This window comes from Chryseobacterium sp. CS2K3 (assembly GCF_059515185.1).
In genome coordinates this window covers 326,218-349,862 of record NZ_JCAKRW010000002.1, presented here as the reverse complement: position 1 = coordinate 349,862, position 23,645 = coordinate 326,218, and the positions used below count along the sequence as shown (strand labels likewise).

Genomic DNA, 23,645 nt, shown 5'->3' with positions numbered 1-23,645 from the left:
TAATTTGTACTTTTGCAAAATGATAAAAAAAGTCATTTTTATTTTTGTATCACTGCTTTTAATTTCATGTGGAAAAGACCCGATCCCGAAACCATACGGAGAACTGCGTCTGGAATATCCTGCACCGAAATATCAAAAGTTTGAAAACAATTGCGCTTATACCTTCGAATATTCAAATTTTGCGAATATCACAGCAGCTAAAAAACCTTGCTGGTACTATTTGAACTATCCAGCAATGAAAGCAAAAGTTTTTGTTACTTATTATCCGATACAGAATGACTTTGCTGAACATATCAGGGAAGCTGAAAAAATGGTATATGAACACACCATTAAAGCCAGTGCCATAGATACAAAATCCTTTGAATACCCTGAGAAAAAGGTATACGGAAATTTCTATGAGCTGAAAGGGCAGAGTGCTTCCAACCTTCAATTTTACATTACAGACAGTACGAAACATTTCGTAACTGCTTATTTATACTTTAATACGAGACCGAAACCGGACTCTCTGGCTCCCGCAGTGAATTATATCAAAAATGATATGAAACATCTGCTGGATTCTTTTGAATGGAAAAAATAATTACTTTTTAATATACATTGAAAAATATATGAAACTTTTAGTTGTAGGAAGTGTTGCATTTGATGCAATTGAAACACCATTTGGTAAAACGGACAAGATTTTAGGCGGAGCTGCCACTTATATTGGGATCACTTCATCTATTTTAGGCGTTAAATCCGGTATTGTTTCTGTAGTAGGAGGGGACTTTCCACAGGAACACCTTGATATGTTTACAGACAGAGAAGTAAATATCGAAGGAATTGAAATCGTAAAAGAAGGGAAAACTTTCTTCTGGTCTGGAAAATACCACAACGATTTGAACACAAGAGATACTTTAGCTACAGAAGTCAACGTGCTGGAAAACTTTGATCCGAAAATCCCGGATTCAATGCAGGATGCCGAAATTTTATTACTTGGAAACCTACACCCTGGAGTTCAGTTATCAGTACTTGAAAAAATGAACAGCCGTCCAAAGCTTGTGATCCTTGATACGATGAACTTCTGGATGGATTGTGCATTGGATATCTTAATGGATATGATTGCCAAAACAGATGTAATTACGATCAATGATGAAGAAGCAAGACAACTTTCAGGAGAATATTCTTTAGTAAAAGCTGCTAAAAAAATCCACACAATGGGTCCTGAATATGTGATCATCAAGAAAGGTGAGCACGGAGCTTTACTTTTCCACGACAATAAAGTATTTGCAATCCCGGCACTTCCGTTAGAAGAAGTTTTTGACCCGACTGGAGCTGGAGATACTTTCGCAGGTGGCTTTGCAGCTTATCTAGCTAAAAAAGGAAAATTCGATTTCGATACTATGAAGTCTGCATTAATCGTAGGTTCTGCAATGGCATCATTCACGGTAGAAAAATTCGGAACAGAAAGAATTCAGGAAGTGGAAGAATCTGATATGTTCAGCAGATTGAGACAATTCAAAGAATTAACGACATTTGATGTTGAACTACAGTAAATAAGTCTTTTTAAGAAATATTTATAATAAAAAATTGAGTGAAATTCGTTAAGAATTCTAAATTTGCAACTTGTTAAAATAGTAAAATGACAAATAAACTAAAAATCACTTATCTTCTTGGGATTTTCATCATGATCTTTTCTTCTAATATGATGAATGCCCAGCTAAAACCAGGAGATTTAGTGGATGGTATTGCTGCTGTTATCGGAGATGAGATTGTTTTGGAATCTGATGTTATTGAGCAGATGAATTATGGAAAACAACAGGGAGCTGCCAATACAGACAAATGTGAATTCCTTGAAAACCTGATCAACAATAAACTTCTTGTATACGAAGCAAAAAAAGATACGCTGATTGAAAACCGTTCCGCAGCAATCAAAGAACAAGCTAATGCAAAATACCGTCAGATGCTTTCTCAGTTTCCTGATGAAAAAACAATGCTAGCCGCTTATAAGTTCAGAAATGCTTATGAATTGAAAAATGCTATCGAAAAAATCGATACGGATCAATATTACGGACAGGCAAAATATCAGAGAGTAACCGACAAAGCTGACGTAACGCCGAATGAGGTGACAGACTTTTATAATTTGTATAAAATGCAGCTGCCACAGATCAAAGATGAAGTTACTTTAGCTCAGATTATGATTTACCCTTCACTGACAGAAGCTCATAAGCAAGATCTTATTAACAGATTGAAAAAGATCAAACAAGATATCCTTGCAGGTGAAACTTTTGAAAGCCAGGCTAGAATTTACTCTGAAGATGAAGGATCTGCTTCTAACGGTGGATTATATAAAAACATCAACAAAGGAACAATGGTAAAGCCATTTGAAGCTGCAGCATTAAACCTTCAGGAAAATGAAATCTCAGATCCTATTGAATCTGAATTCGGTTATCACATCATCCAATTGATCAAAAGATCAGGAAAAGTATATGATGCAAGACACATCCTTTTGAAAGGAACGCCTACAGACGAAGAACTTACAACTGCAAAAGCAAAGCTTGACAGTATCAGAGGTCTTATCCTTGATGGTAAAATTTCATTCAAAGATGCGGCTTTCAAATTCTCAGATGATAAAAAAACTAAGTTTAATGCGGGAATTATTCCTGGAGGAGACGGTTCTGATAAAATCGAAAGAGAAAGTATTCCGGGAACAATCAGCTACGAATTAGCAGGATTGAACAAAGGAGATATCACTACTGCATTTGAAGATGATGAAAACAGAAGAAAAGCAGTTAAGATCATCAAGCTTGAAGATGTAATTCCGGCACACCAGATTACACTGGAAACAGATTTCAGCAGAATCAAACAGATGGCACTGAACAAAAAGAAAAACGAAATGGTTGAGAAGTTTGTAAATTCTAAATTACCTACAACCTTTATTTCTATTGACGGACGCTATGATACTTGTAGTTTTAAAGCCAATTGGAAAAAAGAATCAATCAAAAAATAAAATCAAAACCTTCAGAATTTCTGAAGGTTTTTTTGTGCCTGAAAAGTAATATCGGGAACGAAGTCAAAATCAAGTTTTGCCATTGAAAATCTGTGTTAATTTTATCTTTTAAATTCAAAGATTTCAAGCAGAAATTATTCCCGTAAAACCTTTGTTTTTAGTATTTTTACGCATGAGCAATTTTATAGATTTCAATTCAGCGAAAAAACTTCATGATATGCAGACTAATGAAAATAGAATTTCAGAACTTTTTAATATAAAATACCCAATCATTCAGGCAGGAATGATCTGGCATTCCGGATGGAGACTTGCTTCTGCCGTTTCCAATTGTGGCGGATTAGGATTAATAGGAGCGGGAAGCATGTATCCTGATATCTTAAGAGAAAATATTCAAAAGTGTAAACAAGCTACAGATAAGCCTTTCGGGGTGAATGTACCTATGCTTTACCCAAATCTTGAAGAAATTATTCAGATTATCCTGGAAGAAGGAGTGAAAATCGTATTTACCTCAGCTGGAAATCCGAAAACTTATACAGAAACTCTACAAAAAGAGGGGCTTACAGTTGCTCACGTAGTATCTTCTACCAAATTTGCCGTAAAGTGCGAAGAAGCAGGCGTAGATGCAGTAGTAGCAGAAGGCTTTGAAGCAGGAGGGCATAACGGAAGAGATGAAACTACAACATTCTGCCTCATCCCGAATGTAAAAAAACATATTTCAAAGCCACTAATTGCAGCTGGAGGAATTGCTTTAGGTTCACAAATGAAAGCAGCTATGATCTTGGGGGCAGATGGAGTACAGATTGGTTCTCGTTTTGCAGCAACCACTGAAGCCAGCGCACATGATAACTGGAAAAAAAAAATAACAGAACTTCAGGAAGGGGATACTCATCTTACTTTAAAAGAATTGGCTCCTGTAAGAATGGTTAAAAATAAATTCTTTAATGAACTTGAAGAAATCTATCAGGGCGGAAGAAATAAAGATGCACTGATTGCTTCATTAGGAAGAGCGAGAGCCAAAAAAGGAATGTTTGAAGGAGATATGGAAGACGGAGAATTGGAAATAGGGCAGGTTTCTGCTTTAATTAATGATATTCTTCCGGTTGAAACCGTTTTTAGTCAGCTTTTAAAAGAATTCGAAGAGACAAAGATCCCTAAATTTTAATGTAATTTTATGCAATGGAAGGAAGAATAATTGATGTAAAGGACAAAAAATTATATATAGAATACAACGATTCATTCAAAGATAAGCCTACAATTGTTTTTCTCCATGATTCACTAGGTTCAGTACAACTGTGGAGGGATTTTCCCGTAAAGCTATCTGCTGCTACAGAATGTAATGTGCTTGCTTATGATCGTTTGGGATACGGAAAATCTTATCCGATGCCTACCCACGTAAGACCTGTTAATTATATGGAGCTGGAAGCAGATCTTTTGAATGACCTTTTAACAGAATTAAATATTACTGATGCTGTTTTATTCGGGCATAGTGATGGTGGAACAATAGCATTGATTGCGGCGGCAAAATATCCAGAAAGAGTAAAAGCCGTTGTCTGTGAAGCTGGTCATATTTTCGTAGAAGAGGTAACTCTAAAAGGTGTTTATGATGCCTGGGAAGCCTATAAAACCACCAATCTCCCGGAACGTCTTCAGAAGTATCATGGTGATAAGGTTGAAATGCTGTTCAGAGCATGGACAGAAACATGGACTCGCGAGGATTACAGAACCTGGAACATAGAATATCTCTTAAAAGATATTATTTGCCCACTCTTGTTTATTCAGGGAGAAAAAGATGAATATGGTACACTCGATCAGATGGAAAAGACAGTTTCTCAGGTAAGTGGCAGTACTGAAAAATATATTATTCCAGACGTAGGACATACGCCCCACAAAGAAGTTCCGGAACTTGTATTAAAAAGATCCGTAGAATTCATAGCTAATAATAGCTAAATGTTATCGTATTCAATTGATTATAAAGTAAAAGCATCCTTTCAAAGAGGGTGTTTTTTATTTGCCCTAACTTAAATATGAATTTTTGTACATAATACTTGAAAAATTGTACAAACGGAGAGGTGTCTATCAAAATAAATTTTCTTTTCCCTTTGATAAGTAACGGAATTAATTTCTATAAATAATTTTTTTATATAGTAGAATTTTTGTAACTTTTATTTCATTGTAAAATTATCTATAATATTGATTGTTAGAGGTTAAATTACAACAAATAAACAAATGAAATCACAGATTAGTGATGTTTCGTTTCTTATTTTTGAAATGTCAGAATATAAGACTTAATCATCCTTGTCTTAGTGTGAATATACGTCAAGCTTGAAATGTAGAACTTTATGATGATGAAAATTATTATAAGTTCATGCTTGATATGAATGTGTTTGGGAGATGCAATTTATTTGCATCTCTTTTTTATGATCTATACTTTTTATTGAACCAATAGGTCATTTTCTAATCGCAAAGAAATATCATTCAAATGTTTCGAAGCTAAAAGTGTGATTTTCTCGCTGAAGAAGTCGAAAGTACATGCATTGGCTTAAAAACAATCAATGAAATTCATTCTACCCTTTGCTTCCTTGAAAATATGAGATAAGGAGCTAAAAACTTTGCATTAAATTACATAAATAGAATAATATTATCTCCAGCCTTTAAGACTGGTCTTAAAGAAGTTCAATTTCTCTGACAATATTTTCTTTTGCCTGAACTTCATATTTCTCCCTGAAATATTCGGTTTTAAAAATACTTTCAAGTTCAAGGAAATGCTTCAACACCTTTTTTCTACCAGGCTTATAAAGGAAATCAGGATAAATAGAGTATTCTTTTCTGATCATTTGAGTATAGTTCAAATAGGTATCAAAATCCTTTCCCAATACGGAGAGATCAGCATCTAATAAGTAATTGGTATCTTCGTTTTCTGATTTTTGATGAGACTTTGTAGCTAGAATCTGAGTTGAAATTATAGAAACCCGGTCTTTATTCAATCCAAGTTCAGACAGTCTTTTTTCGGCAGCTAATGCGCTTTTTTCTTCATTAGATTTGGAAGTGGCATCATAAATAATATCATGGTAAAACACAGAGAAAGAAACCACAGTACAATCTGAAATTCTCTCTCTCACCTGTTCAAGTTCCTGAAACATATTTTCAAGGTGAATAAGATTATGATAATGTCTGCCTTTTTCAGAATACTTATTCTCAATCTCTCCCCACAGAGTCCTGATGAATACTTTATCTGCTGAAAATGGTAAGCAAAGTTGCTCAAATCGATTCTTTAGATCCATGATGAAAAGGTATAAAAAAAGGAACTTTTAAAAAGTTCCTCTATTTGCTTCAAGAACAGCCTTTAGTTCAGCCCAGCCTCCGCCGTTGTAACCATCGTTTAGTCCTTGTGAGTTAAGATATTCCAATGCTTTTCCACTTCTGTTTCCACTTCTGCAGAATAAAATTACCGGTTTTTCAATAGATAGAATTTCGTCTTGTCTATCTTCTACTTCACCTAGAGGGATATTTTTGGCACCATCAATATTTCCGTCCATTTCAAGCTCCATAGGCTCACGAACATCGATTAATTCATAGTTTCCTGATTGTATTACTTCTATTAAAGACATAGTTGTTTGTTTTAAACATTAAATTATGAACGAAATTACGTAATTTTTTTCGAAAACTTTATCCGTTTTATATTTAGAACAGAGTATATCCCAATATGAACGATGCAGCTCTGTAGTCACCACCTACATACAAATAATTACGGAACAGTCCTCTGTGCGTTCCTATCCTTACTTCCGCACTGAATTTATCATATTTAAATCCTGCTCCAAATACCATATTTCCTCCAGATTCAATATCCAGTTTTGATCTTTCAACAGTTACGGAAGAATTCAAAGCAAAATCCAGAACATACGCCGCATTTAAAAAGATTTTTGATTTATCACTTAAAAAGAAATAATGTCTCACTCCGAAAGGAACTTCGATAGATTTATAGTCAGCAGTTGCGGTATATCTGGTTTCAAAGAGACTTCCGGGAAGAGTAACAGCTTCTGTACTGTTTTTATAAGATTGGTAAGTAGGCTCAATAAATACTGCCCATTTATTTTTATTAAATGGAAGTACATATTCAAGTTCCAAACCTATTCTGAAAGAATTTTTATTTCCAAAATGATAGTCAGGAGCACTATATGAAGCTTCATAAAAGCTAAATTCCGCAGAATTTATTCCTGGTCTGATATTAAGATGAACAAAACTTTTTGCTTTTTCATCCTTCTTTTCATAATTGATGATTGGGTTTCCTGAACACTCATTATATTGAATAAATGTTTTTGTAAGGTCCTTTGTGGTGTAATCCAGACGCTTAATTTGTTCAGACGTGATACCACATTTTAATTGCTCCGCGATTTGCTTTTTATAATCTTCGTTATATGCAATACTCGCCTGATCAATATAATAAGGCTTATAAATTAATTGTTTAGGCTCTGAATTTTCTGATGAATAAAAATATCTTCTCAGATTACCGTCTTCATAGTAAAGAAGCCCTGCCTTACCTTCCACAACGTACTTAAGAAATATTGTTTCCTCTTTAAAATCAGGATCGTGAGTATAGGACATTGAGTTAAGATTTCCCGAAGAACGGTCAAGCATTACTTTTGCTCTTATAAACTTCCTACCTCCGTTAATACTGAATTCCTGAATATTGCTGATATCCTCTTTCTGAACTTTCGACGCATTGTCTGTTTTGTATTCAATATCTACAGGATTATTTTTCCAGTCCACATTTCTGATTAAAACCTCCTTTTTTGTCCCCGAATTATCAATGAAATATCCTTCTTCAAATTTAATTTGTGCATAATACATGCTTGTGGCAAGAAGCCCCGCCAAAAGGCTTAATCTTTTCATAGTTGTTATTAGTTTTTAAGTAATTTTTTTTCGGGATCAAATATATAAAATAATCTTAATTTTGCATTGTGAAATTAATGAATGCAGGCGCAGAAAAATACTCTCAACTTATAAAATCCAAGGCAAAAAGCTTTGGGTTTCAGAATTGTGGTATTTCTAAAGCAGATTTTTTGGAGGAAGACGCTGTACATCTTGAGAAATGGCTGAAGAATAACTTCAATGGTGAAATGAAGTATATGGAAAATCATTTTGATAAAAGACTTGATCCAAGACTTTTAGTAGAAGGCTCTAAATCTGTTATTTCACTTTCTTACAATTACTTTCCTGAAGAAAAAATTTCTATTCTGGAGAATTTCAAAATCTCAAAATATGCCTATGCAGAAGACTATCATGAAGTCATCAAAGAAATTCTTCGGGAGATGGTAGCTGAACTGCAGGAAGAAATAGGAGAATTTGGATTCAGGGTTTTTGTAGACTCTGCACCGGTTCTCGAAAGAAGCTGGGCAAGGAAATCAGGCATTGGCTGGGTAGGAAAAAATGCAAACCTTATCACAAAGCAAAACGGATCGTTTTATTTTTTGGCGGAAATTATCTGTGATCTGGAACTTATTCCGGATCATGAAACGACAGATCACTGCGGTACATGCAGAAAATGTATAGACGCCTGTCCTACAGATGCCATTGTTTCAGAAAAAATAATTGATGGAAGCCGGTGTATTTCTTATGCTACCATAGAATTGAAAAACGAAATTCCGGATTATTTTAAAGATAAAATGGAAGACTGGATGTTCGGTTGTGATATTTGCCAGGACGTCTGCCCATGGAATAGGTTTTCAGCACCTCATCAGCAAAGCAGATTCAAGCCTAATGAAGCTTTGAAGAACTTTAAAAAAGGAGAATGGAAGGACCTTACCCAGGAAATCTTCTCTGAAATCTTCAGAAAATCGCCTGTGAAAAGGACTAAATTCACGGGGCTGAAGAGAAATATTGAATTTCTACAAAAATCTTCAGATTAATTTTCATTCAGACTTTTGATGATGATTCCTATGTTGGAATTCTTTCGGACTCCAAATAAAAGCGGATAATAAGCCATTCCTTAGATTTTTCATACTAAGGAGGGTAGGATTTAACCGAATAAATTGCTCAAAAAGCCTTTCCTAAAAAGAAAAATTGATTTTCAGGAGATAATAGTCTCACTGAAAATCAACGTTTTTTTTGTATTCTTTTTGGAGCAGTTTTTACTCTTACTTTAAATCTTTTCTGGGATTTGGTATTTTTACGCATATTTGTGAATATTTCGTAATTAAATATAGTCATTTTTCCGATTAAAACAAATACTTTTACTGAAAACTATATATTAAATTTTATTCAAAAACATGACTGTGAAAACTGTATTGATCTATGCATTGAAAGTGATTGGAATTATCCTGGGAATAGTCATCATTTATGTTCTTCTCGGTTTATTGATTCCATATATTCCTGTTTCCGCGAAGGATGACGGCGAAAAGAAGGAGATTCCTATCTATATTTATACCAATGGCGTGCATACCGATATCGTGATGCCGGTGAAAAACGACCTTCAAGACTGGAGTGTAATGATTCCCTTTGCTTATACAAAATCTAAAAAAACAGATTATAATTATGTAGGAATAGGATGGGGAGATAAAGGGTTTTATCTGGATACGCCGACCTGGGCAGATCTTAAATTTTCAACAGCCATAAAAGCAGCATTTTGGTTAAGTGATTCAGCCATGCATTGTACCTATTATTATACTATGAAAGAAGGTGAGGATTGCAAAATGATCATGATCAGCAGAAACCAGTATAAAAATTTAGTAAAATTTGTAGAAGATAAATTTGACAGGGATCAGAATGGAAAATTCATATTGATTCCTACTGATGCTGTATATGGTAATACCGATGCATTTTATGATGCTAAGGGAACTTACAGTTTCCTTTATACTTGCAATACCTGGAGCAATGATGCCCTGAAAGCAGCAGGACAAAAAGCAGCGCTTTGGACGCCCTCTGATTTCGGAATTTTTCAACATTATAAATAGTTATGAGAATTGTTCTTCTGTTCTGTACTATTCTCCTGTTTTTTTCTTGTACTCAAGAGAAAAAAGAAAATAATCAGTTTGAAGAAGCTGTTATAAAAATGGAGAAGAAACCTGAAGCTGATCTGTCTAAGATAAAAGCTAAAGCGGAAGAAGCATTGAAATTCTGTATTTCAAAAGATCTGAATAAGGATTTTTGTATCTTGATTGACATGAGTCTTCATTCAGGAATTAAGCGATTTTTTGTATGGGATTTTAAAAATAATACTGTAACAAAAAAATATCTTGTAGGTCACGGATGTGGCGAAAACCCCTGGAGTAAAGATGATTCAAGAGATAGTCCAAAGTTCAGTAATGAAGACGGAAGTCACCTTTCATCACTGGGAAAATACAAATTACAGAATCGAGGGTATAGCGAGTGGGGAATCAATGTAAAATACCTGATGCATGGTCTTGAAGAAACCAATAGTAATGCTTTGAAGAGATTCATTGTTTTCCATTCCTGGAATAGGATGAATGATGAGGAAGTGTTTCCCAAAGGATCACCGGAAGGTTGGGGTTGTCCTACTGTATCTGATAACGCAATGAAAGAAATAGACCCTTTGATTCAGAATTCAAAAAAGCCTGTTCTGATGTGGATATATAATTAAAAATGAAGTAAGATGAAACATAAGCTTTTCCGTGAGCAGCAATTAAACTGTGATATAGAAACCGCATGGAAATTCTTTTCCTCAGCCAATAACCTGTCTGAAATTACTCCAAAGGATATGGGATTTACGGTATTGACAGAAATGGAAGACGATGAAATATATGAAGGAATGCTCATCGACTATCACGTTTCTCCGCTATTCGGAATTAAAATGAAGTGGCAGACGGAAATTACTCATGTGGATTTTCAGAAAAGCTTTGTTGATTTCCAGAAAAAAGGTCCTTACAAACTATGGAATCATCATCATGAGTTTATTCCTAACGAGCATGGAGTTCTAATGAAAGATACCATAGATTATGAACTTCCAATAGGGTTCTTGGGAGAAATAGCTCATACTTTATTTGTAAAAAACAAACTGGAATATATTTTTGATTATCGCTTTAGAGTATTAAGTAAATTATTCTGAGAAAAATAATTCTTCTGATTCAATAGAAACAAGCTTTGGCTCCTTAATAACAAATCAAAAATTCAAAAAAGCTTAGCCTATATCCTTAATGATTCTTCTTTAGATGTCTTTCGGGTAAAATACAAAATGCTCAAATTATCCGTATATTCTGTCATTTCAGAGAAATTTAAATTATTGTTAATAGAATTATTGAACTATTGTTTAAGTTTTTTTAACAGTTTAAAGACAATAACTCCATTAAAAATTACTAATTTTGCAGAACTATCGTTTTTACTAAAAAACTAATGTATTCTGGTTGACATGGCAGGTCTGAGGTCATTTTTCTTATTCTATATTATATTTGTTTTTACCCTTTTCAATTCGAATTGGGCGGAAGACTCGTTACAGGATATTCCTCACCTTCCTCATGTAAGCAATATTCATCTGCTGGATGTCTACGAAGAAGCAGACATGAATACCCATGCTTTGCCGGCGGCTTCCAAGATTGTAAAACATTCGGGACGTAAAGATGATCACGCAGTAGGAAACTTTTCGGCAATTCTAAAACTTGCTCCTAAAATCAGTCTTCCCGATATTGCGGTTTCTATTATTTGTGGAGTGAAATCCTTCCTCCATCTCCTCCAGTTGTACTAGTTTAAGTTATTGAAATTCAATTTATTTTAACGAAAATTTTATAACTTAAACATCTAAAAATGTATTTTAAAAACGTAATAATTTGCAGTTTTGCAATATTATTCGCTGTGTCATGCAGTAAAGACAAGAAAAATAATAATCAGAATGATAAAGAAGTTCCCGTACTGGAAATCAAGGAAAAAGATACCCTTGTAAGCAATCAGTTTGTAACTGATATCCAGGCAAAAAAGAACGTTGAAATGCGTTCCAGAATTGGCGGGATTATACAGCATATCTATGTAAATGAAGGACAGTTTGTACAACAGGGACAGCCTTTATTTAAAATCAATGACGCTGAATTGCAGATGGAACTTTTAAAGGCAAATGCAGCCTTAAAGCAGACGGAAGCTGATGTTCGTATTGCAGAGGTAGAATTGAAGCAGATTCAAAGTTTACATGCTAAAAAATTTGTAGCAAATAATGAGCTTGAAATGGTAAAAGCTAAGCTTTCATCTGCAAAAGCCAAGCATGCCTTCTCTGATGCGGAAAGAAAAACTGTGCTTCAGAAAATAAGTTTTACAAAGATTACAGCACCCTTTGCAGGAGTAATAGACGTGATTCCTCATAAAGACGGAAGTTTGGTGGAAAATGGAGCTTTGTTGACAACATTATCACAGCTTAATGAGGTTTACGCTTACTTTTCGATTCCTGAAAACCTTTATTTTGAACTTTTAGCCAATGATAAAATCGGAAGTCACCAAAAAATTGAGCTGACATTACCGAATGGGGTAAATTATCAGTTTAATGGAGCTTTAAAAACAGCTGAAGGAGAAATTGACAGAACTACAGGTTCTATTCGTTATAAAGTACTTTTCCCGAATCCTGATCATTTGATCAAGCATGGAACTTCAGGTAAGCTTATCATTTCTGAGAGTCAGGATAACGCAATTCTTATTCCTCAGAAATCTACATTCTCTATCCAGGATAAAACCTATGTTTTTGTAGTGGATAAGCAGAATAAAGTAAAGATGACCAATATCAAGATCGGAGCCACCTTAAGAGATTCTTATATGGTGGAAAGCGGTCTTAAAAAAGGAGATTTAATCATTTATGAAGGAACTCAATCCTTAAAGGATGGCGATATTATCAAAATCAAAAAGAAGTATTAAACTTTCATAATCTTTAAATCAACTTACTATGGTAGAAATGTTTATAAGACGAAAGGTTCTTTCGTTGGTTATTTCCATATTATTTGTATTGCTGGGAATTATGGCATTATTAAAGATGCCTATTACACAGTTCCCGGATATTGTACCACCTTCTGTAACGGTAACAGCTAAATATACAGGGGCAAATGCCGAGGTGTCTGCCAATGCAGTGGCTCTTCCTCTGGAGCGTGCTATTAATGGAGTTCCTGGGATGACATATATGTCGACAGTGACTTCTAATGACGGGCTTACCCTGATCCAGGTTTTCTTTGAAGTGGGTACAGATCCGGATGTGGCTGCTGTAAACGTACAGAACAGGGTGACAACTATTCTGGATGAGCTTCCGGAAGAGGTAATCCGTGCAGGGGTAACCACTGAAAAAGAAGTCAACAGTATGCTGATGTATCTTAATATTACCAGTACAGATCCAAGTCAGGACGAGCAGTTTATTTATAACTTCACGGATATTAACGTACTTCAGGAGCTGAAACGTATTGATGGAGTAGGGCGTGCCGAAATTATGGGACAGAAAGAATACTCGATGAGAGTATGGCTTGATCCGCAGAAAATGGCAGCATATAACATCTCAGCAGATGAAGTAATCACTTCATTGCAGAAACAGAATATCTCCGCTGCTCCGGGAAAAGTAGGTGAAACTTCCGGAAAAACTTCCAGTCAGCTACAATATGTAATTAAATATAAAGGTAAATTTTTTGAGCCTAAGCAATATGAAGAAGTTCCAATCAGATCTGGTGTAGACGGAACTATTTTAAAGCTTAAAGATATTGCCAAAGTAGAATTCGGAGCGATGAACTACGGAATGGTTTCCAAGACAGACGGAAGACCTTCTGCATCTATTATGATGAAACAGCGTCCCGGTTCCAATGCTTCCGAAGTAATCGAAAGTGTAAAGACCAAAATGGACGAATTGAAAGTGACATCTTTCCCTCCCGGAATGGAATATAACATGGCATATGATGTTTCCAGATTCCTTGATGCATCTATAAGTGCGGTATTAACAACTCTTATCGAAGCATTTATCCTGGTGGGAATTGTGGTATTTATCTTCCTTCAGGATTGGCGTTCAACACTTATTCCTGTATTGGCGGTGCCTGTAGCGCTTATAGGAACATTTGCTTTTATGAATATGCTTGATTTCTCAGTAAACTTACTGACTTTATTTGCCTTGGTTCTTGCCATCGGAATTGTGGTGGATAATGCTATTGTCGTCGTAGAAGCCGTCCACGTAAAAATGGAAGAAGGCATGAAGGCAATGGATGCCACCATTAGTGCAACAAAGGAAATTGCAGGAGCGGTAGTCGCTATTACGATTGTAATGTCTGCCGTATTTATTCCGGTAGCATTTCTTGACGGACCGGTGGGAGTATTTTACCGTCAGTTTTCATTAACGCTGGCAATCAGTATTGTGATTTCAGGTGTGAATGCATTGACTCTTACACCAGCATTGTGTGCAATTATTTTAAAGCCACACGATCACAATAAAAAGAAAACAATCATTGACAGAGCTTTCCAGAGTTTCAATACCAGTTTTGAAAGACTTACAAATGGGTATGTAGGGATCTTATCAAAATTTGCTACAAGGACTACAGTAACTTTCGGATTACTGTTTCTATTTGTAGGACTAACTTTTGTAACAAGTAAGTTTTTACCGACAGGATTTATTCCTATGGAAGACCAGGGAATGGTATATGTAAGCGTTACCACACCTCAGGGAGCAACGGTAGAAAGAACAGAGAAAGTTTTAGATGAAGTAACAGTCATTGCCAAGAAAATAAAAGGGGTAGAAAATGTAACAACGCTTGCCGGATACAGTATTGTAACGGAAATTGCAGGTTCATCCTATGGTATGGCGATGATCAACCTTAAAGACTGGAAAGAAAGATCCATTTCAGTGAATGATCTTATCACGGAACTTTCAGATAAGACAAAAGGGATTGCAGATGCTCAGATTGAAATTTTTGCTCCGCCGACAGTTCCAGGTTTCGGAAATACAAGCGGATTTGAATTACGTTTGCTGGACAGAACCGGAGGAACCATTGAAAATACCGATAAAATCACCAAAGATTTCGTCAAAAAGCTGAATGAAGCTCCTGAATTACAGAATAGTTTTACCAGTTTTGATGCTACTTTCCCGCAATACATGATTAATATAGATTATGATATGGCGGCAAAAAAAGGAATCTCTGTAGATAATGCGATGTCAACATTACAGACAATGCTCGGTTCATATTATGCGACCAACTTTATCCGCTTCAGCCAGATGTATAAAGTAATGGTGCAGGCAAGTCCTGAGCACAGAGATACTCCGGAAAGTATTCTGAATTTATACCTTAAAAATGATAAAGGTGAAATGGTTCCGTTCTCTACATTTATTACGATTGAAAAAGTATACGGACCGGAGGTACTTACGAGATATAATATGTATATGTCTGCAATGATCAATGGGGAACCGGCAGACGGTTACAGCTCGGGAGATGCCATTGCAGCAGTAGAACGTGTGGCTAAAGAATCACTTCCAAGAGGTTTTGATATCGAATGGTCAGGAATGACGAGAGAAGAAATTCTTTCCGGAAACCAGACCGTTTATATATTCCTGATCTGTTTACTATTCGTATACCTTCTATTGGCAGCTCAATATGAAAGTTTCCTTCTTCCTTTACCGGTATTATTAAGTCTTCCGACAGGTATTTTCGGGTCTTATATCGCATTGGTATTGGCTGGGCTGGATAATAATATTTATGCACAGGTTGCTTTAGTCATGCTGATCGGACTTCTCGCTAAAAATGCCATTCTGATCGTAGAATTTGCTGTAGCAAGAAATAAACAGGGATATGATATTATTCCGGCTGCTATTGAAGGAGCAAGACAACGTTTGAGACCTATCCTGATGACTTCCTTTGCTTTCGTAGCAGGGCTTATTCCGTTGTGTATTGCATCAGGAGCCGGAGCTATTGGTAACCGTTCTATTGGTACAGCCGCAGCAGGAGGAATGTTAATCGGGACCATCTTCGGATTGGTAGTGATTCCCGGGTTATATATATTCTTTGCAAAACTTGAAAATAAGAAGAAAGATGAAAAGATTACATCATAGAAATATACTATACGGAATAGCAGCATTAAGTTTAGTTTCATGTGCCGTTCCAAAAGTTGCAGACATTAAAAAAGCCCAGGAATTACCGGAAGTTCCCGCTAAAACTGCAAATTCCGAAGAATTTAAACAATTGAATCTTAAAGGCTACTTTTCAGATCCTCATTTACTGGAATTATTTGATAAAGTAGTACAGGCTAATCCTGATTTTCAGATTGCACAGCAAAGGGTAGAAATTGCCAACAGTTTTTTACAGCGCTCAAAGATGGATCTTTTACCATCCCTTGAAGTAGGTGCTGAAGCCAGCGGAAACCGATACGGAAAATATACAATGGAAGGAGTAGGAAATTACGATACCAATCTTTCTCCAAATATTACCGAAGAACAGAAAATTAATCGTGATTTCACCCCGAATTATTGGTTAGGAGCAAGAAGCAGCTGGGAAATTGATGCCTGGGGAAAGCTTAAAAATAAAAAAATAGCAGCCCAGAAGAAGTACCTTGCTTCTACAGAAGGACTGAGATTATTACAGGTAGAGCTTTTCACGGATATTGCCAACCTATATTATCAATTGGTAGCATTGGATAATCGTCTTGCAATTTATCAGAAAAACTACAACCTTCAGCAAAGAGCCTTTGAAATTGTGCTGGCTCAACGAGAAGTAGGAAAAGCAACAGAATTAGCAGTGCAACAATTTAAAGCTCAGAATAATAATTGGCTTGCGGAAATCGAACACATTAAAGTAGAGATCGTAACCGTTGAACAGGCAATTACGACCTTAACGGGAAGCTACGGTGGAGATGTGAAACGTGGTAAAATCCTTATGCCTACCAATATGGATGTTTTAAATAAAACCATTAATGTAGAAGCTGTTATTCATTCAAGACCGGATGTAGCTGCAAACTATTATGTACTGGAAGCTTCCCAGGCAGATGCCAAGGCTGCAAGGGCTGCATTTTATCCAAAGATTGATCTGGGAGTGGGCATTGGGATGAATTCCTTCTCCGTAGAAACACTTTTCAAACCAAGTTCATTGGCTGGGCAGCTATTGGGGGGATTAATGGTTCCTGTTTTTAATAAAGGACAATTGAAATACGAGTTTAACGTAGCGAGTAAGGAGCAGGAAATTGCTTTTTTGAACTATCAGAAGAGTATTACCACCGCTTTCAATGAGCTTCAATCTATTCTAAAGCAGACCAAGATCTATGAAAGAGTTTTAAAATTAAAATCAGAAGAAGTAAGCTTCCTGGATCGTGGTGTAGAAGTTTCCAATGACCTCTATCTTACAGGATATGCCAATTATTTTGAACTGATCAATTCCCAGAAAAGCAAACTGACGGCTGAGCTGGATCTTCTGCAATTCCAACATCAGAACACCATAAATAATGTTTTGTTGTTTAAAGCTTTAGGAGGAAAGCTGGACTAGATCATCTAAATATAAAGTCATTAAGGATGGTGGTTGCAGACAATCTCAGTTTATTTTGAAGCCGTCCTTAATGTTCTTGAAATGTTAGTGATTTACATTTATAATATTCTTTTTCGGTTTTAGAAACCGACCATTTTTATTTTTTACGATGTACAAAGAAAGCCACCTGAAAAGGTGGCTTTTATTATATAAAGTCGTTTATTATTATTTGACTATCTGAATCTCAACTGCTGAAAATCCTTTTGGAGACTTTTCTTTTTCGAAAGATACTTTGTTTCCTTTTTTTACAGGTTCTACACAGTTGTTATTGTGGAAGAAGATATTTTCTTTAGAGTTATCTTCAGTAATGAATCCATATCCTTTTTCACTAAGGAAAGTAACAATTCCTGTTTTTCTTGGATCTTCCTCAATAATAGGAGCAGCACCCAGCTGAATATCATCAAGGTTTACTTCCTGTCTTTGTTCCGGTGGAGTAGAAGTTAATCTTCCGAATTCATCTACGTACATGAAGACGTCCTCCATGTCCTTACCTTTGTTGTTGTTCGTCTTACGTTCTTCGCGTCTTAACGCTTTTTCTTTTTGCTTTTGAATTTTTTTCTTGAAATTTTCCTTTTTAGAAAAAGAATCTGCCATAAATTATTTTTAGTATTTAGTTTCTATAAATTGTATTGTTCAATCCGGTCTGCCTTAGACCTTAAAGCCCATCAATGTTTTCTGTCTTGGATTTTCCCAATCATACAGAGCTTTAAAATTCCGACAAATATTGCTCTTGGTAGAAGAATAAAAGTTAAAAATATGGCTGCTCAAAAAGCAAAGACTGAAGACATTATGTTCCAGTCGTTACAGAAAACAAAGTAGTGACTTGGTTAATTAATATACAAATATACAACAATAAAATGAATAAAGCCGTTTTAAATGATTGATTATCAGAAATGGTTTTCTGCATAATAATCCAAAAACAGCATCATTACACACCTTGAAGCAATATTGAACAAAAAAATCCTCAGTAAGCTGAGGATTAAAAAAAATATATTAAGATTGAAGTGGTGTGTGTTAATACGGGTCAGAAAGTATCAAATGTTATGCCTAAAACTCACTTAAGTTAGAAAAAGATAGAAAGTGTTTAATAGGGAAAGTACGGGCGAAACCGTATCTGTCTGGAAAATAATGAAGTATTAAAATCATTGTGTTTGTATATTGTTTAATTATTTTTTGAATTCAATGTAATCATATTATGAAAATTTAAGAGAACTCCCGAAAATTTCACCATGTTGAGACGCGTTTTATTATCCATCTTTGCTTCATTAACAATTAAAAATAAAACTCATGTCAACACAAGATGTAAAAGGAAAAGTAGTTTTAATTGCCGGAGGTGGTAAAAACCTTGGTGGTTTATTAAGCAGAGACTTTGCCAAAAAAGGAGCAAAACTAGCAATACACTATAATAGTGAAAGTTCTAAAGCAGAAAGTGAAAAAACATTGTCGGAAGTTCAGGCGTTAGGAGCTGAAGCATTCCTGTTTCAGGGTGATCTAACCAAAGTTGATAATATTGTCAAATTTTTTGATGAAACCATTTCCCGTTTCGGAGGGGTGGATATTGCCATCAATACAGTAGGAATGGTATTAAAGAAACCCTTCTCAGAAACTACCGAGGCAGAATATGACACCATGTTCAATGTAAATTCAAAATCAGCGTATTTCTTTTTGCAGGAAGCAGGAAAAAAACTGAATGATCATGGTAAAATCTGTACTATTGTTACTTCATTATTGGCAGCTTATACGGGATTATATTCTACATATGCGGGAGCAAAAGCACCTGTAGAACATTTTACAAGAGCAGCATCTAAAGAATTTGGAGCAAGAGGAATTTCTGTTACAGCCGTAGCACCAGGTCCTATGGATACACCATTCTTCTACGGACAGGAAACTGATGATGCCGTAGCTTATCATAAGTCTGCATCAGCATTAGGTGGGCTTACCGATATTAAAGACATTGCACCATTAGTAGAATTTCTGGTAACTGATGGCTGGTGGATCACAGGGCAGACTATTTTTGCAAATGGTGGTTATACAACCCGATAATTTTGGAATAGTTCCTAAAAAGAAACCTCACTGGAAAATAACTTTCAGTGAGGTTTTTATTATTTAATAAAGATAAGCTATGAAACTTTCATCTTTCCCTTTTCCAGAATACTTTTTACCATAAAGAACAGTCCCAGAATTACAAAAGGAATACTTAAAAGCTGTCCCATATTTAAACTCATTCCATGTTCAAATTCTGCCTGATCTACCTTAATAAATTCAATGAGAATTCTCATGATAAAGATTAAAAGAATACTGATTCCAAAGTAAAAGCCTCTCCCGATTTTAAATATATCTTTTTTGTAGATTATATAAATCAAAAGGAAAATAATAAAATAAGAGATCGCCTCATACAGCTGAGCAGGATGCCTTGGAAGATGATCTACTTTTTCAAATATAAATGCCCATGGAACATCCGTAGGAATCCCTATAATTTCCGAGTTCATAAGATTCGCAAGCCTGATGAAAACACCGGCTAGAGGAAGTACAATAGCGATAGCATCCAAAACCGTCATTAAAGGAATGGAGAATTTTCTTGAATACAGCAAAAGCATGATCATTAACCCGATTCCGCCACCATGACTTGCAAGTCCGGCAAAACCAATAAAATGAAAAGCCCCATCCGGTCCTTTTTGAATCGGTAAAAAGATTTCAATCGGATGCTGTGAATAATAATCAAAGTCGTAGAAAAGGCAGTGTCCTAATCTGGCTCCCACTAAAATTCCGATAAGTGCATATGAAAATAAAGCTTCATGCGCCTGAGTACTTAAATTTTCTTTTTTATAGATTTTCTTTAAAATATTAAGAGATAAAATAAGTCCTGTAAGAAATAATAATCCATAGTATTTTAAGGGGATTCCGAGAATATTAACTATTTCAGGATCCACATTCCAGTTAATGTATAACAGATTCATTGATATTTTTGTAGAATTTTTATGAATGCAAATATAAGAAAATAGGATCTTTTGCTTTTAAAAGCAGGTTGATGACTGGTATGTTTTTGATATGAGGTGTTTTACATGACAAAATTTATTTGTTTTGATGTGATTTAAATCGATTTTTGGAAAAACATTTTATAACTTTAATGGTAAACTAGAAAAATCTTATTATCTGAGATATTTTAAAGACACAAAAAAAATATTTTTCACATTATGCATCATCAATTAGAGAAACATTATGTAAATAGAGTAGGCTGGCTTCGGGCAGCTGTATTAGGAGCTAATGATGGTTTGTTGTCCACCACAAGTATCGTTATTGGTGTTGCTGCAGCAGAACCAGAAAGACATATTATTATTCTCGCTGCTTTAGCCGGGATGATTGCCGGGGCGATGTCTATGGCTGCGGGTGAATATGTTTCTGTAAGCTCACAGGAAGATACAGAAAAAGCGGATTTGATTCGTGAAAAAAGAGAACTTAAAGAAATGCCGGAGATAGAGCTTCGTGAATTAGCAAAGATTTACGAAAAAAGAGGTTGTACCAAAGAAACAGCGATGCAGGTAGCAATAGAGCTTACAGGTCATAATGCTTTGGAAGCCCATGCCCGTGATGAGTTGGGTATTAATGAAATCACACAGGCGAAACCATTGCAGGCAGCCATTGCTTCATTCGGATCATTTGCTGTAGGAGCTTTATTACCTTTTGCAGTCTCTCTTTTAGCTCCTATCAAACAGATGATATACTTTCAGTACGGTTTTTCAATTATATTTCTGATGCTTTTAGGTGCCATTTCTGCTAAAGCGGGAGGATCAAGTATAAAAATTGCCGTATTGAGAATTTGTTTTTGGGGAACTGTTGCTATGGGAGTAACCGCATGGGTAGGACGTATTTTTGGAGTTAATATTTCGTGATTTTTGCAGGTGTTATCAGTATTTTCACTTTGTTTTTTTTAATTTAAACTATTGTAATCTTTTGATTTACAGATGTTGTTTATCCTAACAGGTGTTAGTCATAGAATTACTACACTTTTTCAGTTTTTTGATTAAACGTTATTCTGCTATTATGATTACTTCTATCTTTGGTGATATAGAAAACATCAAATCACACATATTTAATAACGATTAAAATTTACAATCATGGCAGAAAGAAACTCAAGAGGAATTTTAAAATTCAACAACGGGGAAGGACAAAAATTATTAAAGCTTAATTACAGCGTAGCAAGATCTACAGATGTTTCAGGACGTGTAGCATCAGATCCTTCCAATGCATTGATCAAAATTACAGTAGAAGCTACTGAAAAATCAGACATTCTTGAAAGCTTACTAAACGGGAAGTACAAGCCTACTGTAGGTGAAGTAACGTTCAACAAATCTCACGAAGAAGGTACTTTAACAACATTAAAGTGGAACAACGGTTATGTAATCCAGCACGAAGTAGATTTCGATGCAGTAGATGAAAACAGTATGTATATTACTTTTGTTGTAAGTGCAGAAAAAATTGAACTGGGAGCATCTGCTTACGATGGTGCATGGCCTTCATAAGAAGTTAATTCTTAAAATCAATATAAAGCAGAACGGTATTTTTACTGTTCTGTTTTTTATTTAAGATCTTAAATAAAGTATATTGTATATATTGCTGGATATTGTTTTTATGGGTGTAATTATTTGATTTTCATGGGTTAAATGATTTATTTTATTTTAGTTTTTAGTGAAAAATTTGTATATTTAATATATACTAATTCATAAACTATATTACCATGAAAAAAACTATCTTTTTAATGAGTTTTCTGGCTTTTCTTGCCTGCAATCAAAATGATCCTTTGGAAAAAGAAAAACCTGAGAAGATTATTAGCTTAGACGTTTCAAATACTATCAATTCTATTGATCCGTTACTTCCTTATCAGTCCCCTTATGGAAATAATATGTATATGCCCAATGGATATCCTTTTGCTTCACCTGTAGAATATGTTTTCATCAATGAAACGGATTTCGGACTGACTATTTATCCTATGATCGGACTTGCTTACTATGATGGAGTGTACGATAATAAAAATTTTGGATGGAACCTCAGCACAAGTCTGGATCCTAACTTATTTGCAAACAGCCAGGAATATCTTAAAATTGTAACCTGTAAATCCATGTATTTCGGTCCTCATACCTATGAAAGCTCAGTAGGACAGATGCAGTTGCCAACGCAGGGACCAGTTATATTGCCTTCAAAACAGTTTTTTGATGCATCAATTCTAACCTCTCATGAAAACGGAATACTCTATGAAGGAGGAAAGTTTTATGGTATGGAGGCGGGAGTACATATTCCTTACGACCCCAATTTCCCTGTCACCGGAACAGCAGGGGGCTGGCTGAAATTTCGTTTTCTTCCTGATAATGTAAGAGATCCCAGACAGCTATCTCCAGATTGGCAGCCAATGCCTACGAATAATATTTCTTCAAATAAAGATTACTGGTATAATACCAAAACAAGAGAGATTTGTACTGGAAATAATCCGGTTGTAGGGCAGGGGAATATTTTCAGTACGGTTCCTTCAGAAAGAAAATTCTCCTATAAAGGAAAAGATTATGAGTTGAAAGCTTATACAACAGCTACTCAGGTGATTGTTTCGTTGAAGCAGATATAACTCAATGAATCTCATTTTATATTAAAAAATCCCTAAACAAAGGTTTAGGGATATATTATCTAATGTTAGATTGTTTCAATATATTATTGAACTACCAGATAGGTGGCATTTTCTGATGGAATATAAAACCAGAATGCATCCGATAAACTTCCGTCAACAAATGTGGAACCTGATATTCCACAATTAGGAAATGCAGTAGGGTCACCCATTTGGAAATCAATGTCTGGTGTTTGGTTATTGGTCCCGGCGTATCTTGTCTGAAACCATGCAAATGACCAGCGGGTAAGTGGGGAAATAGTTGTCAATAATCCTGATGGAACAGGCTGTGTCAATGCATTTCCGGTATAAGAAAGTCTCACAGACCATTGGTCGATATAAGGAAGTGAATTATTGAAATTAACAATGCTATCCTGTGTATTTGCAGGGTAAGTAAGACTTGCTAAAGCTGATGGATTACAACCGGTTGGGCTGTTTGCCGCAAGACGCATGGTAAGATCATAACCTGAGTAATTATTAATATATAGCTTTCCTTGTGAGAAGGAAAGTGAGAACATCAAACTTAAGGTAAGGATAAGTATTTTTTTCATAATTA

General features: G+C 35.4%; 23 protein-coding genes. 17 read left to right on the top strand and 6 right to left on the bottom strand.

What is annotated here, in order from left to right:
- Window positions 1-19: 19 nt before the first annotated feature.
- The 5 genes from gldD to AC5YGG_RS04755 all read left to right on the top strand — a co-directional run bounded on the left by gldD (window position 20) and on the right by AC5YGG_RS04755 (window position 4,930).
- The gene (gene gldD, locus AC5YGG_RS04775) at window positions 20-577 is read left to right on the top strand and encodes a gliding motility lipoprotein GldD (protein WP_496143317.1); all 558 of its coding nucleotides are present in this window, start codon (window positions 20-22) and stop codon (window positions 575-577) included.
- A 28-nt stretch (window positions 578-605) separates the two neighbouring features.
- A complete protein-coding gene (locus AC5YGG_RS04770) occupies window positions 606-1,529 on the top strand; it encodes a PfkB family carbohydrate kinase (protein WP_496143316.1) in 924 nt (307 codons plus the stop codon).
- Between the two features lie 86 nt (window positions 1,530-1,615).
- The gene (locus AC5YGG_RS04765) at window positions 1,616-2,983 is read left to right on the top strand and encodes a peptidylprolyl isomerase (protein WP_496143314.1); all 1,368 of its coding nucleotides are present in this window, start codon (window positions 1,616-1,618) and stop codon (window positions 2,981-2,983) included.
- Window positions 2,984-3,155: 172 nt separating this feature from the next.
- A complete protein-coding gene (locus AC5YGG_RS04760; protein ID WP_496143313.1) occupies window positions 3,156-4,145 on the top strand; it encodes an NAD(P)H-dependent flavin oxidoreductase in 990 nt (329 codons plus the stop codon).
- Between the two features lie 14 nt (window positions 4,146-4,159).
- Window positions 4,160-4,930: an alpha/beta fold hydrolase gene (locus AC5YGG_RS04755; RefSeq protein ID WP_496143312.1), complete on the top strand. Its 771-nt coding sequence runs from the start codon at window positions 4,160-4,162 to the stop codon at window positions 4,928-4,930.
- A gap of 716 nt (window positions 4,931-5,646) precedes the next feature.
- Here AC5YGG_RS04755 and AC5YGG_RS04750 read toward each other — a convergent pair.
- From AC5YGG_RS04750 to AC5YGG_RS04740, 3 genes are all read right to left on the bottom strand, one after another.
- Window positions 5,647-6,264: an HD domain-containing protein gene (locus tag AC5YGG_RS04750; protein WP_496143311.1), complete on the bottom strand. Its 618-nt coding sequence runs from the start codon at window positions 6,262-6,264 to the stop codon at window positions 5,647-5,649.
- A 27-nt stretch (window positions 6,265-6,291) separates the two neighbouring features.
- Window positions 6,292-6,591: a rhodanese-like domain-containing protein gene (locus tag AC5YGG_RS04745; RefSeq protein ID WP_496143310.1), complete on the bottom strand. Its 300-nt coding sequence runs from the start codon at window positions 6,589-6,591 to the stop codon at window positions 6,292-6,294.
- Window positions 6,592-6,664: 73 nt separating this feature from the next.
- The gene (locus tag AC5YGG_RS04740) at window positions 6,665-7,873 is read right to left on the bottom strand and encodes a porin family protein (protein WP_496143309.1); all 1,209 of its coding nucleotides are present in this window, start codon (window positions 7,871-7,873) and stop codon (window positions 6,665-6,667) included.
- Between the two features lie 77 nt (window positions 7,874-7,950).
- Here AC5YGG_RS04740 and queG point away from each other — a divergent pair, with 77 nt between their 5' ends.
- The 8 genes from queG (at window position 7,951) to AC5YGG_RS04700 (ending at window position 17,400) form a co-directional block, all read left to right on the top strand.
- Window positions 7,951-8,889 carry a tRNA epoxyqueuosine(34) reductase QueG gene (gene queG, locus AC5YGG_RS04735; RefSeq protein WP_496143437.1) on the top strand — a complete coding sequence of 313 codons (939 nt, stop codon included), beginning with the start codon at window positions 7,951-7,953 and terminating at the stop codon, window positions 8,887-8,889.
- Window positions 8,890-9,249: 360 nt separating this feature from the next.
- The gene (locus AC5YGG_RS04730) at window positions 9,250-9,933 is read left to right on the top strand and encodes a TIGR02117 family protein (RefSeq protein ID WP_496143308.1); all 684 of its coding nucleotides are present in this window, start codon (window positions 9,250-9,252) and stop codon (window positions 9,931-9,933) included.
- Window positions 9,934-9,935: 2 nt separating this feature from the next.
- Window positions 9,936-10,580, top strand: a complete 645-nt coding sequence (locus AC5YGG_RS04725; protein ID WP_496143307.1) for a murein L,D-transpeptidase catalytic domain-containing protein — start codon at window positions 9,936-9,938, stop codon at window positions 10,578-10,580.
- A 12-nt stretch (window positions 10,581-10,592) separates the two neighbouring features.
- The gene (locus AC5YGG_RS04720; protein ID WP_496143306.1) at window positions 10,593-11,045 is read left to right on the top strand and encodes an SRPBCC family protein; all 453 of its coding nucleotides are present in this window, start codon (window positions 10,593-10,595) and stop codon (window positions 11,043-11,045) included.
- Window positions 11,046-11,345: 300 nt separating this feature from the next.
- Window positions 11,346-11,678 carry a hypothetical protein gene (locus tag AC5YGG_RS04715; protein ID WP_496143305.1) on the top strand — a complete coding sequence of 111 codons (333 nt, stop codon included), beginning with the start codon at window positions 11,346-11,348 and terminating at the stop codon, window positions 11,676-11,678.
- A 59-nt stretch (window positions 11,679-11,737) separates the two neighbouring features.
- Entirely contained in the window at window positions 11,738-12,826 is a 1,089-nt protein-coding gene (locus AC5YGG_RS04710) for an efflux RND transporter periplasmic adaptor subunit (RefSeq protein WP_496143304.1), read from the top strand.
- A 28-nt stretch (window positions 12,827-12,854) separates the two neighbouring features.
- Window positions 12,855-15,977 carry an efflux RND transporter permease subunit gene (locus AC5YGG_RS04705; RefSeq protein ID WP_496143303.1) on the top strand — a complete coding sequence of 1,041 codons (3,123 nt, stop codon included), beginning with the start codon at window positions 12,855-12,857 and terminating at the stop codon, window positions 15,975-15,977.
- Window positions 15,958-17,400: a TolC family protein gene (locus AC5YGG_RS04700; RefSeq protein WP_496143302.1), complete on the top strand. Its 1,443-nt coding sequence runs from the start codon at window positions 15,958-15,960 to the stop codon at window positions 17,398-17,400. Before AC5YGG_RS04705 ends, AC5YGG_RS04700 begins: the two co-directional genes overlap by 20 nt.
- Window positions 17,401-17,604: 204 nt before the next feature.
- Here AC5YGG_RS04700 and AC5YGG_RS04695 read toward each other — a convergent pair whose 3' ends face one another.
- Window positions 17,605-18,033: a cold shock domain-containing protein gene (locus AC5YGG_RS04695; RefSeq protein WP_047096384.1), complete on the bottom strand. Its 429-nt coding sequence runs from the start codon at window positions 18,031-18,033 to the stop codon at window positions 17,605-17,607.
- A gap of 693 nt (window positions 18,034-18,726) precedes the next feature.
- On the opposite strand from AC5YGG_RS04695, the gene AC5YGG_RS04690 reads away from it, so the two are divergent.
- A complete protein-coding gene (locus AC5YGG_RS04690; RefSeq protein ID WP_496143301.1) occupies window positions 18,727-19,482 on the top strand; it encodes an SDR family oxidoreductase in 756 nt (251 codons plus the stop codon).
- Window positions 19,483-19,559: 77 nt separating this feature from the next.
- Here the strand turns inward: AC5YGG_RS04690 and lgt are convergent, their stop codons facing one another.
- Window positions 19,560-20,396, bottom strand: a complete 837-nt coding sequence (gene lgt, locus AC5YGG_RS04685) for a prolipoprotein diacylglyceryl transferase (protein ID WP_496143300.1) — start codon at window positions 20,394-20,396, stop codon at window positions 19,560-19,562.
- Window positions 20,397-20,633: 237 nt separating this feature from the next.
- On the opposite strand from lgt, the gene AC5YGG_RS04680 reads away from it, so the two are divergent.
- The 3 genes from AC5YGG_RS04680 to AC5YGG_RS04670 all read left to right on the top strand — a co-directional run bounded on the left by AC5YGG_RS04680 (window position 20,634) and on the right by AC5YGG_RS04670 (window position 23,053).
- Window positions 20,634-21,329 (top strand): VIT1/CCC1 transporter family protein, encoded by a 696-nt coding sequence (locus tag AC5YGG_RS04680; RefSeq protein ID WP_496143299.1) that lies wholly within the window; start codon window positions 20,634-20,636, stop codon window positions 21,327-21,329.
- Window positions 21,330-21,554: 225 nt separating this feature from the next.
- Window positions 21,555-21,959 carry a type VI secretion system tube protein TssD gene (gene tssD / locus AC5YGG_RS04675; RefSeq protein ID WP_076552721.1) on the top strand — a complete coding sequence of 135 codons (405 nt, stop codon included), beginning with the start codon at window positions 21,555-21,557 and terminating at the stop codon, window positions 21,957-21,959.
- Window positions 21,960-22,174: 215 nt separating this feature from the next.
- Window positions 22,175-23,053: a hypothetical protein gene (locus AC5YGG_RS04670; RefSeq protein WP_496143298.1), complete on the top strand. Its 879-nt coding sequence runs from the start codon at window positions 22,175-22,177 to the stop codon at window positions 23,051-23,053.
- Between the two features lie 83 nt (window positions 23,054-23,136).
- On the opposite strand, the gene AC5YGG_RS04665 is transcribed toward AC5YGG_RS04670, so the two are convergent.
- The gene (locus AC5YGG_RS04665; RefSeq protein ID WP_496143297.1) at window positions 23,137-23,640 is read right to left on the bottom strand and encodes a hypothetical protein; all 504 of its coding nucleotides are present in this window, start codon (window positions 23,638-23,640) and stop codon (window positions 23,137-23,139) included.
- Between the last annotated feature and the right edge of the window lie 5 nt (window positions 23,641-23,645).

Excerpts from the sequence above, each read along its gene's own strand:
- gldD (WP_496143317.1), top strand. The coding sequence starts at position 20 with ATGATAAAAAAAGTCATTTTTATTTTTGTATCACTGCTTTTAATTTCA.
- AC5YGG_RS04725 (WP_496143307.1), top strand. The coding sequence starts at position 9,936 with ATGAGAATTGTTCTTCTGTTCTGTACTATTCTCCTGTTTTTTTCTTGT.
- AC5YGG_RS04750 (WP_496143311.1), bottom strand. The coding sequence starts at position 6,264 with ATGGATCTAAAGAATCGATTTGAGCAACTTTGCTTACCATTTTCAGCA.
- AC5YGG_RS04770 (WP_496143316.1), top strand. The coding sequence starts at position 606 with ATGAAACTTTTAGTTGTAGGAAGTGTTGCATTTGATGCAATTGAAACA.
- AC5YGG_RS04720 (WP_496143306.1), top strand. The coding sequence starts at position 10,593 with ATGAAACATAAGCTTTTCCGTGAGCAGCAATTAAACTGTGATATAGAA.
- AC5YGG_RS04765 (WP_496143314.1), top strand. The coding sequence starts at position 1,616 with ATGACAAATAAACTAAAAATCACTTATCTTCTTGGGATTTTCATCATG.
- AC5YGG_RS04665 (WP_496143297.1), bottom strand. The coding sequence starts at position 23,640 with ATGAAAAAAATACTTATCCTTACCTTAAGTTTGATGTTCTCACTTTCC.
- AC5YGG_RS04690 (WP_496143301.1), top strand. The coding sequence starts at position 18,727 with ATGTCAACACAAGATGTAAAAGGAAAAGTAGTTTTAATTGCCGGAGGT.
- AC5YGG_RS04730 (WP_496143308.1), top strand. The coding sequence starts at position 9,250 with ATGACTGTGAAAACTGTATTGATCTATGCATTGAAAGTGATTGGAATT.
- AC5YGG_RS04670 (WP_496143298.1), top strand. The coding sequence starts at position 22,175 with ATGAAAAAAACTATCTTTTTAATGAGTTTTCTGGCTTTTCTTGCCTGC.
- lgt (WP_496143300.1), bottom strand. The coding sequence starts at position 20,396 with ATGAATCTGTTATACATTAACTGGAATGTGGATCCTGAAATAGTTAAT.
- AC5YGG_RS04695 (WP_047096384.1), bottom strand. The coding sequence starts at position 18,033 with ATGGCAGATTCTTTTTCTAAAAAGGAAAATTTCAAGAAAAAAATTCAA.
- tssD (WP_076552721.1), top strand. The coding sequence starts at position 21,555 with ATGGCAGAAAGAAACTCAAGAGGAATTTTAAAATTCAACAACGGGGAA.
- AC5YGG_RS04715 (WP_496143305.1), top strand. The coding sequence starts at position 11,346 with ATGGCAGGTCTGAGGTCATTTTTCTTATTCTATATTATATTTGTTTTT.
- AC5YGG_RS04745 (WP_496143310.1), bottom strand. The coding sequence starts at position 6,591 with ATGTCTTTAATAGAAGTAATACAATCAGGAAACTATGAATTAATCGAT.
- AC5YGG_RS04705 (WP_496143303.1), top strand. The coding sequence starts at position 12,855 with ATGGTAGAAATGTTTATAAGACGAAAGGTTCTTTCGTTGGTTATTTCC.
- AC5YGG_RS04740 (WP_496143309.1), bottom strand. The coding sequence starts at position 7,873 with ATGAAAAGATTAAGCCTTTTGGCGGGGCTTCTTGCCACAAGCATGTAT.
- AC5YGG_RS04700 (WP_496143302.1), top strand. The coding sequence starts at position 15,958 with ATGAAAAGATTACATCATAGAAATATACTATACGGAATAGCAGCATTA.
- AC5YGG_RS04710 (WP_496143304.1), top strand. The coding sequence starts at position 11,738 with ATGTATTTTAAAAACGTAATAATTTGCAGTTTTGCAATATTATTCGCT.
- AC5YGG_RS04755 (WP_496143312.1), top strand. The coding sequence starts at position 4,160 with ATGGAAGGAAGAATAATTGATGTAAAGGACAAAAAATTATATATAGAA.
- queG (WP_496143437.1), top strand. The coding sequence starts at position 7,951 with ATGAATGCAGGCGCAGAAAAATACTCTCAACTTATAAAATCCAAGGCA.
- AC5YGG_RS04760 (WP_496143313.1), top strand. The coding sequence starts at position 3,156 with ATGAGCAATTTTATAGATTTCAATTCAGCGAAAAAACTTCATGATATG.
- AC5YGG_RS04680 (WP_496143299.1), top strand. The coding sequence starts at position 20,634 with ATGCATCATCAATTAGAGAAACATTATGTAAATAGAGTAGGCTGGCTT.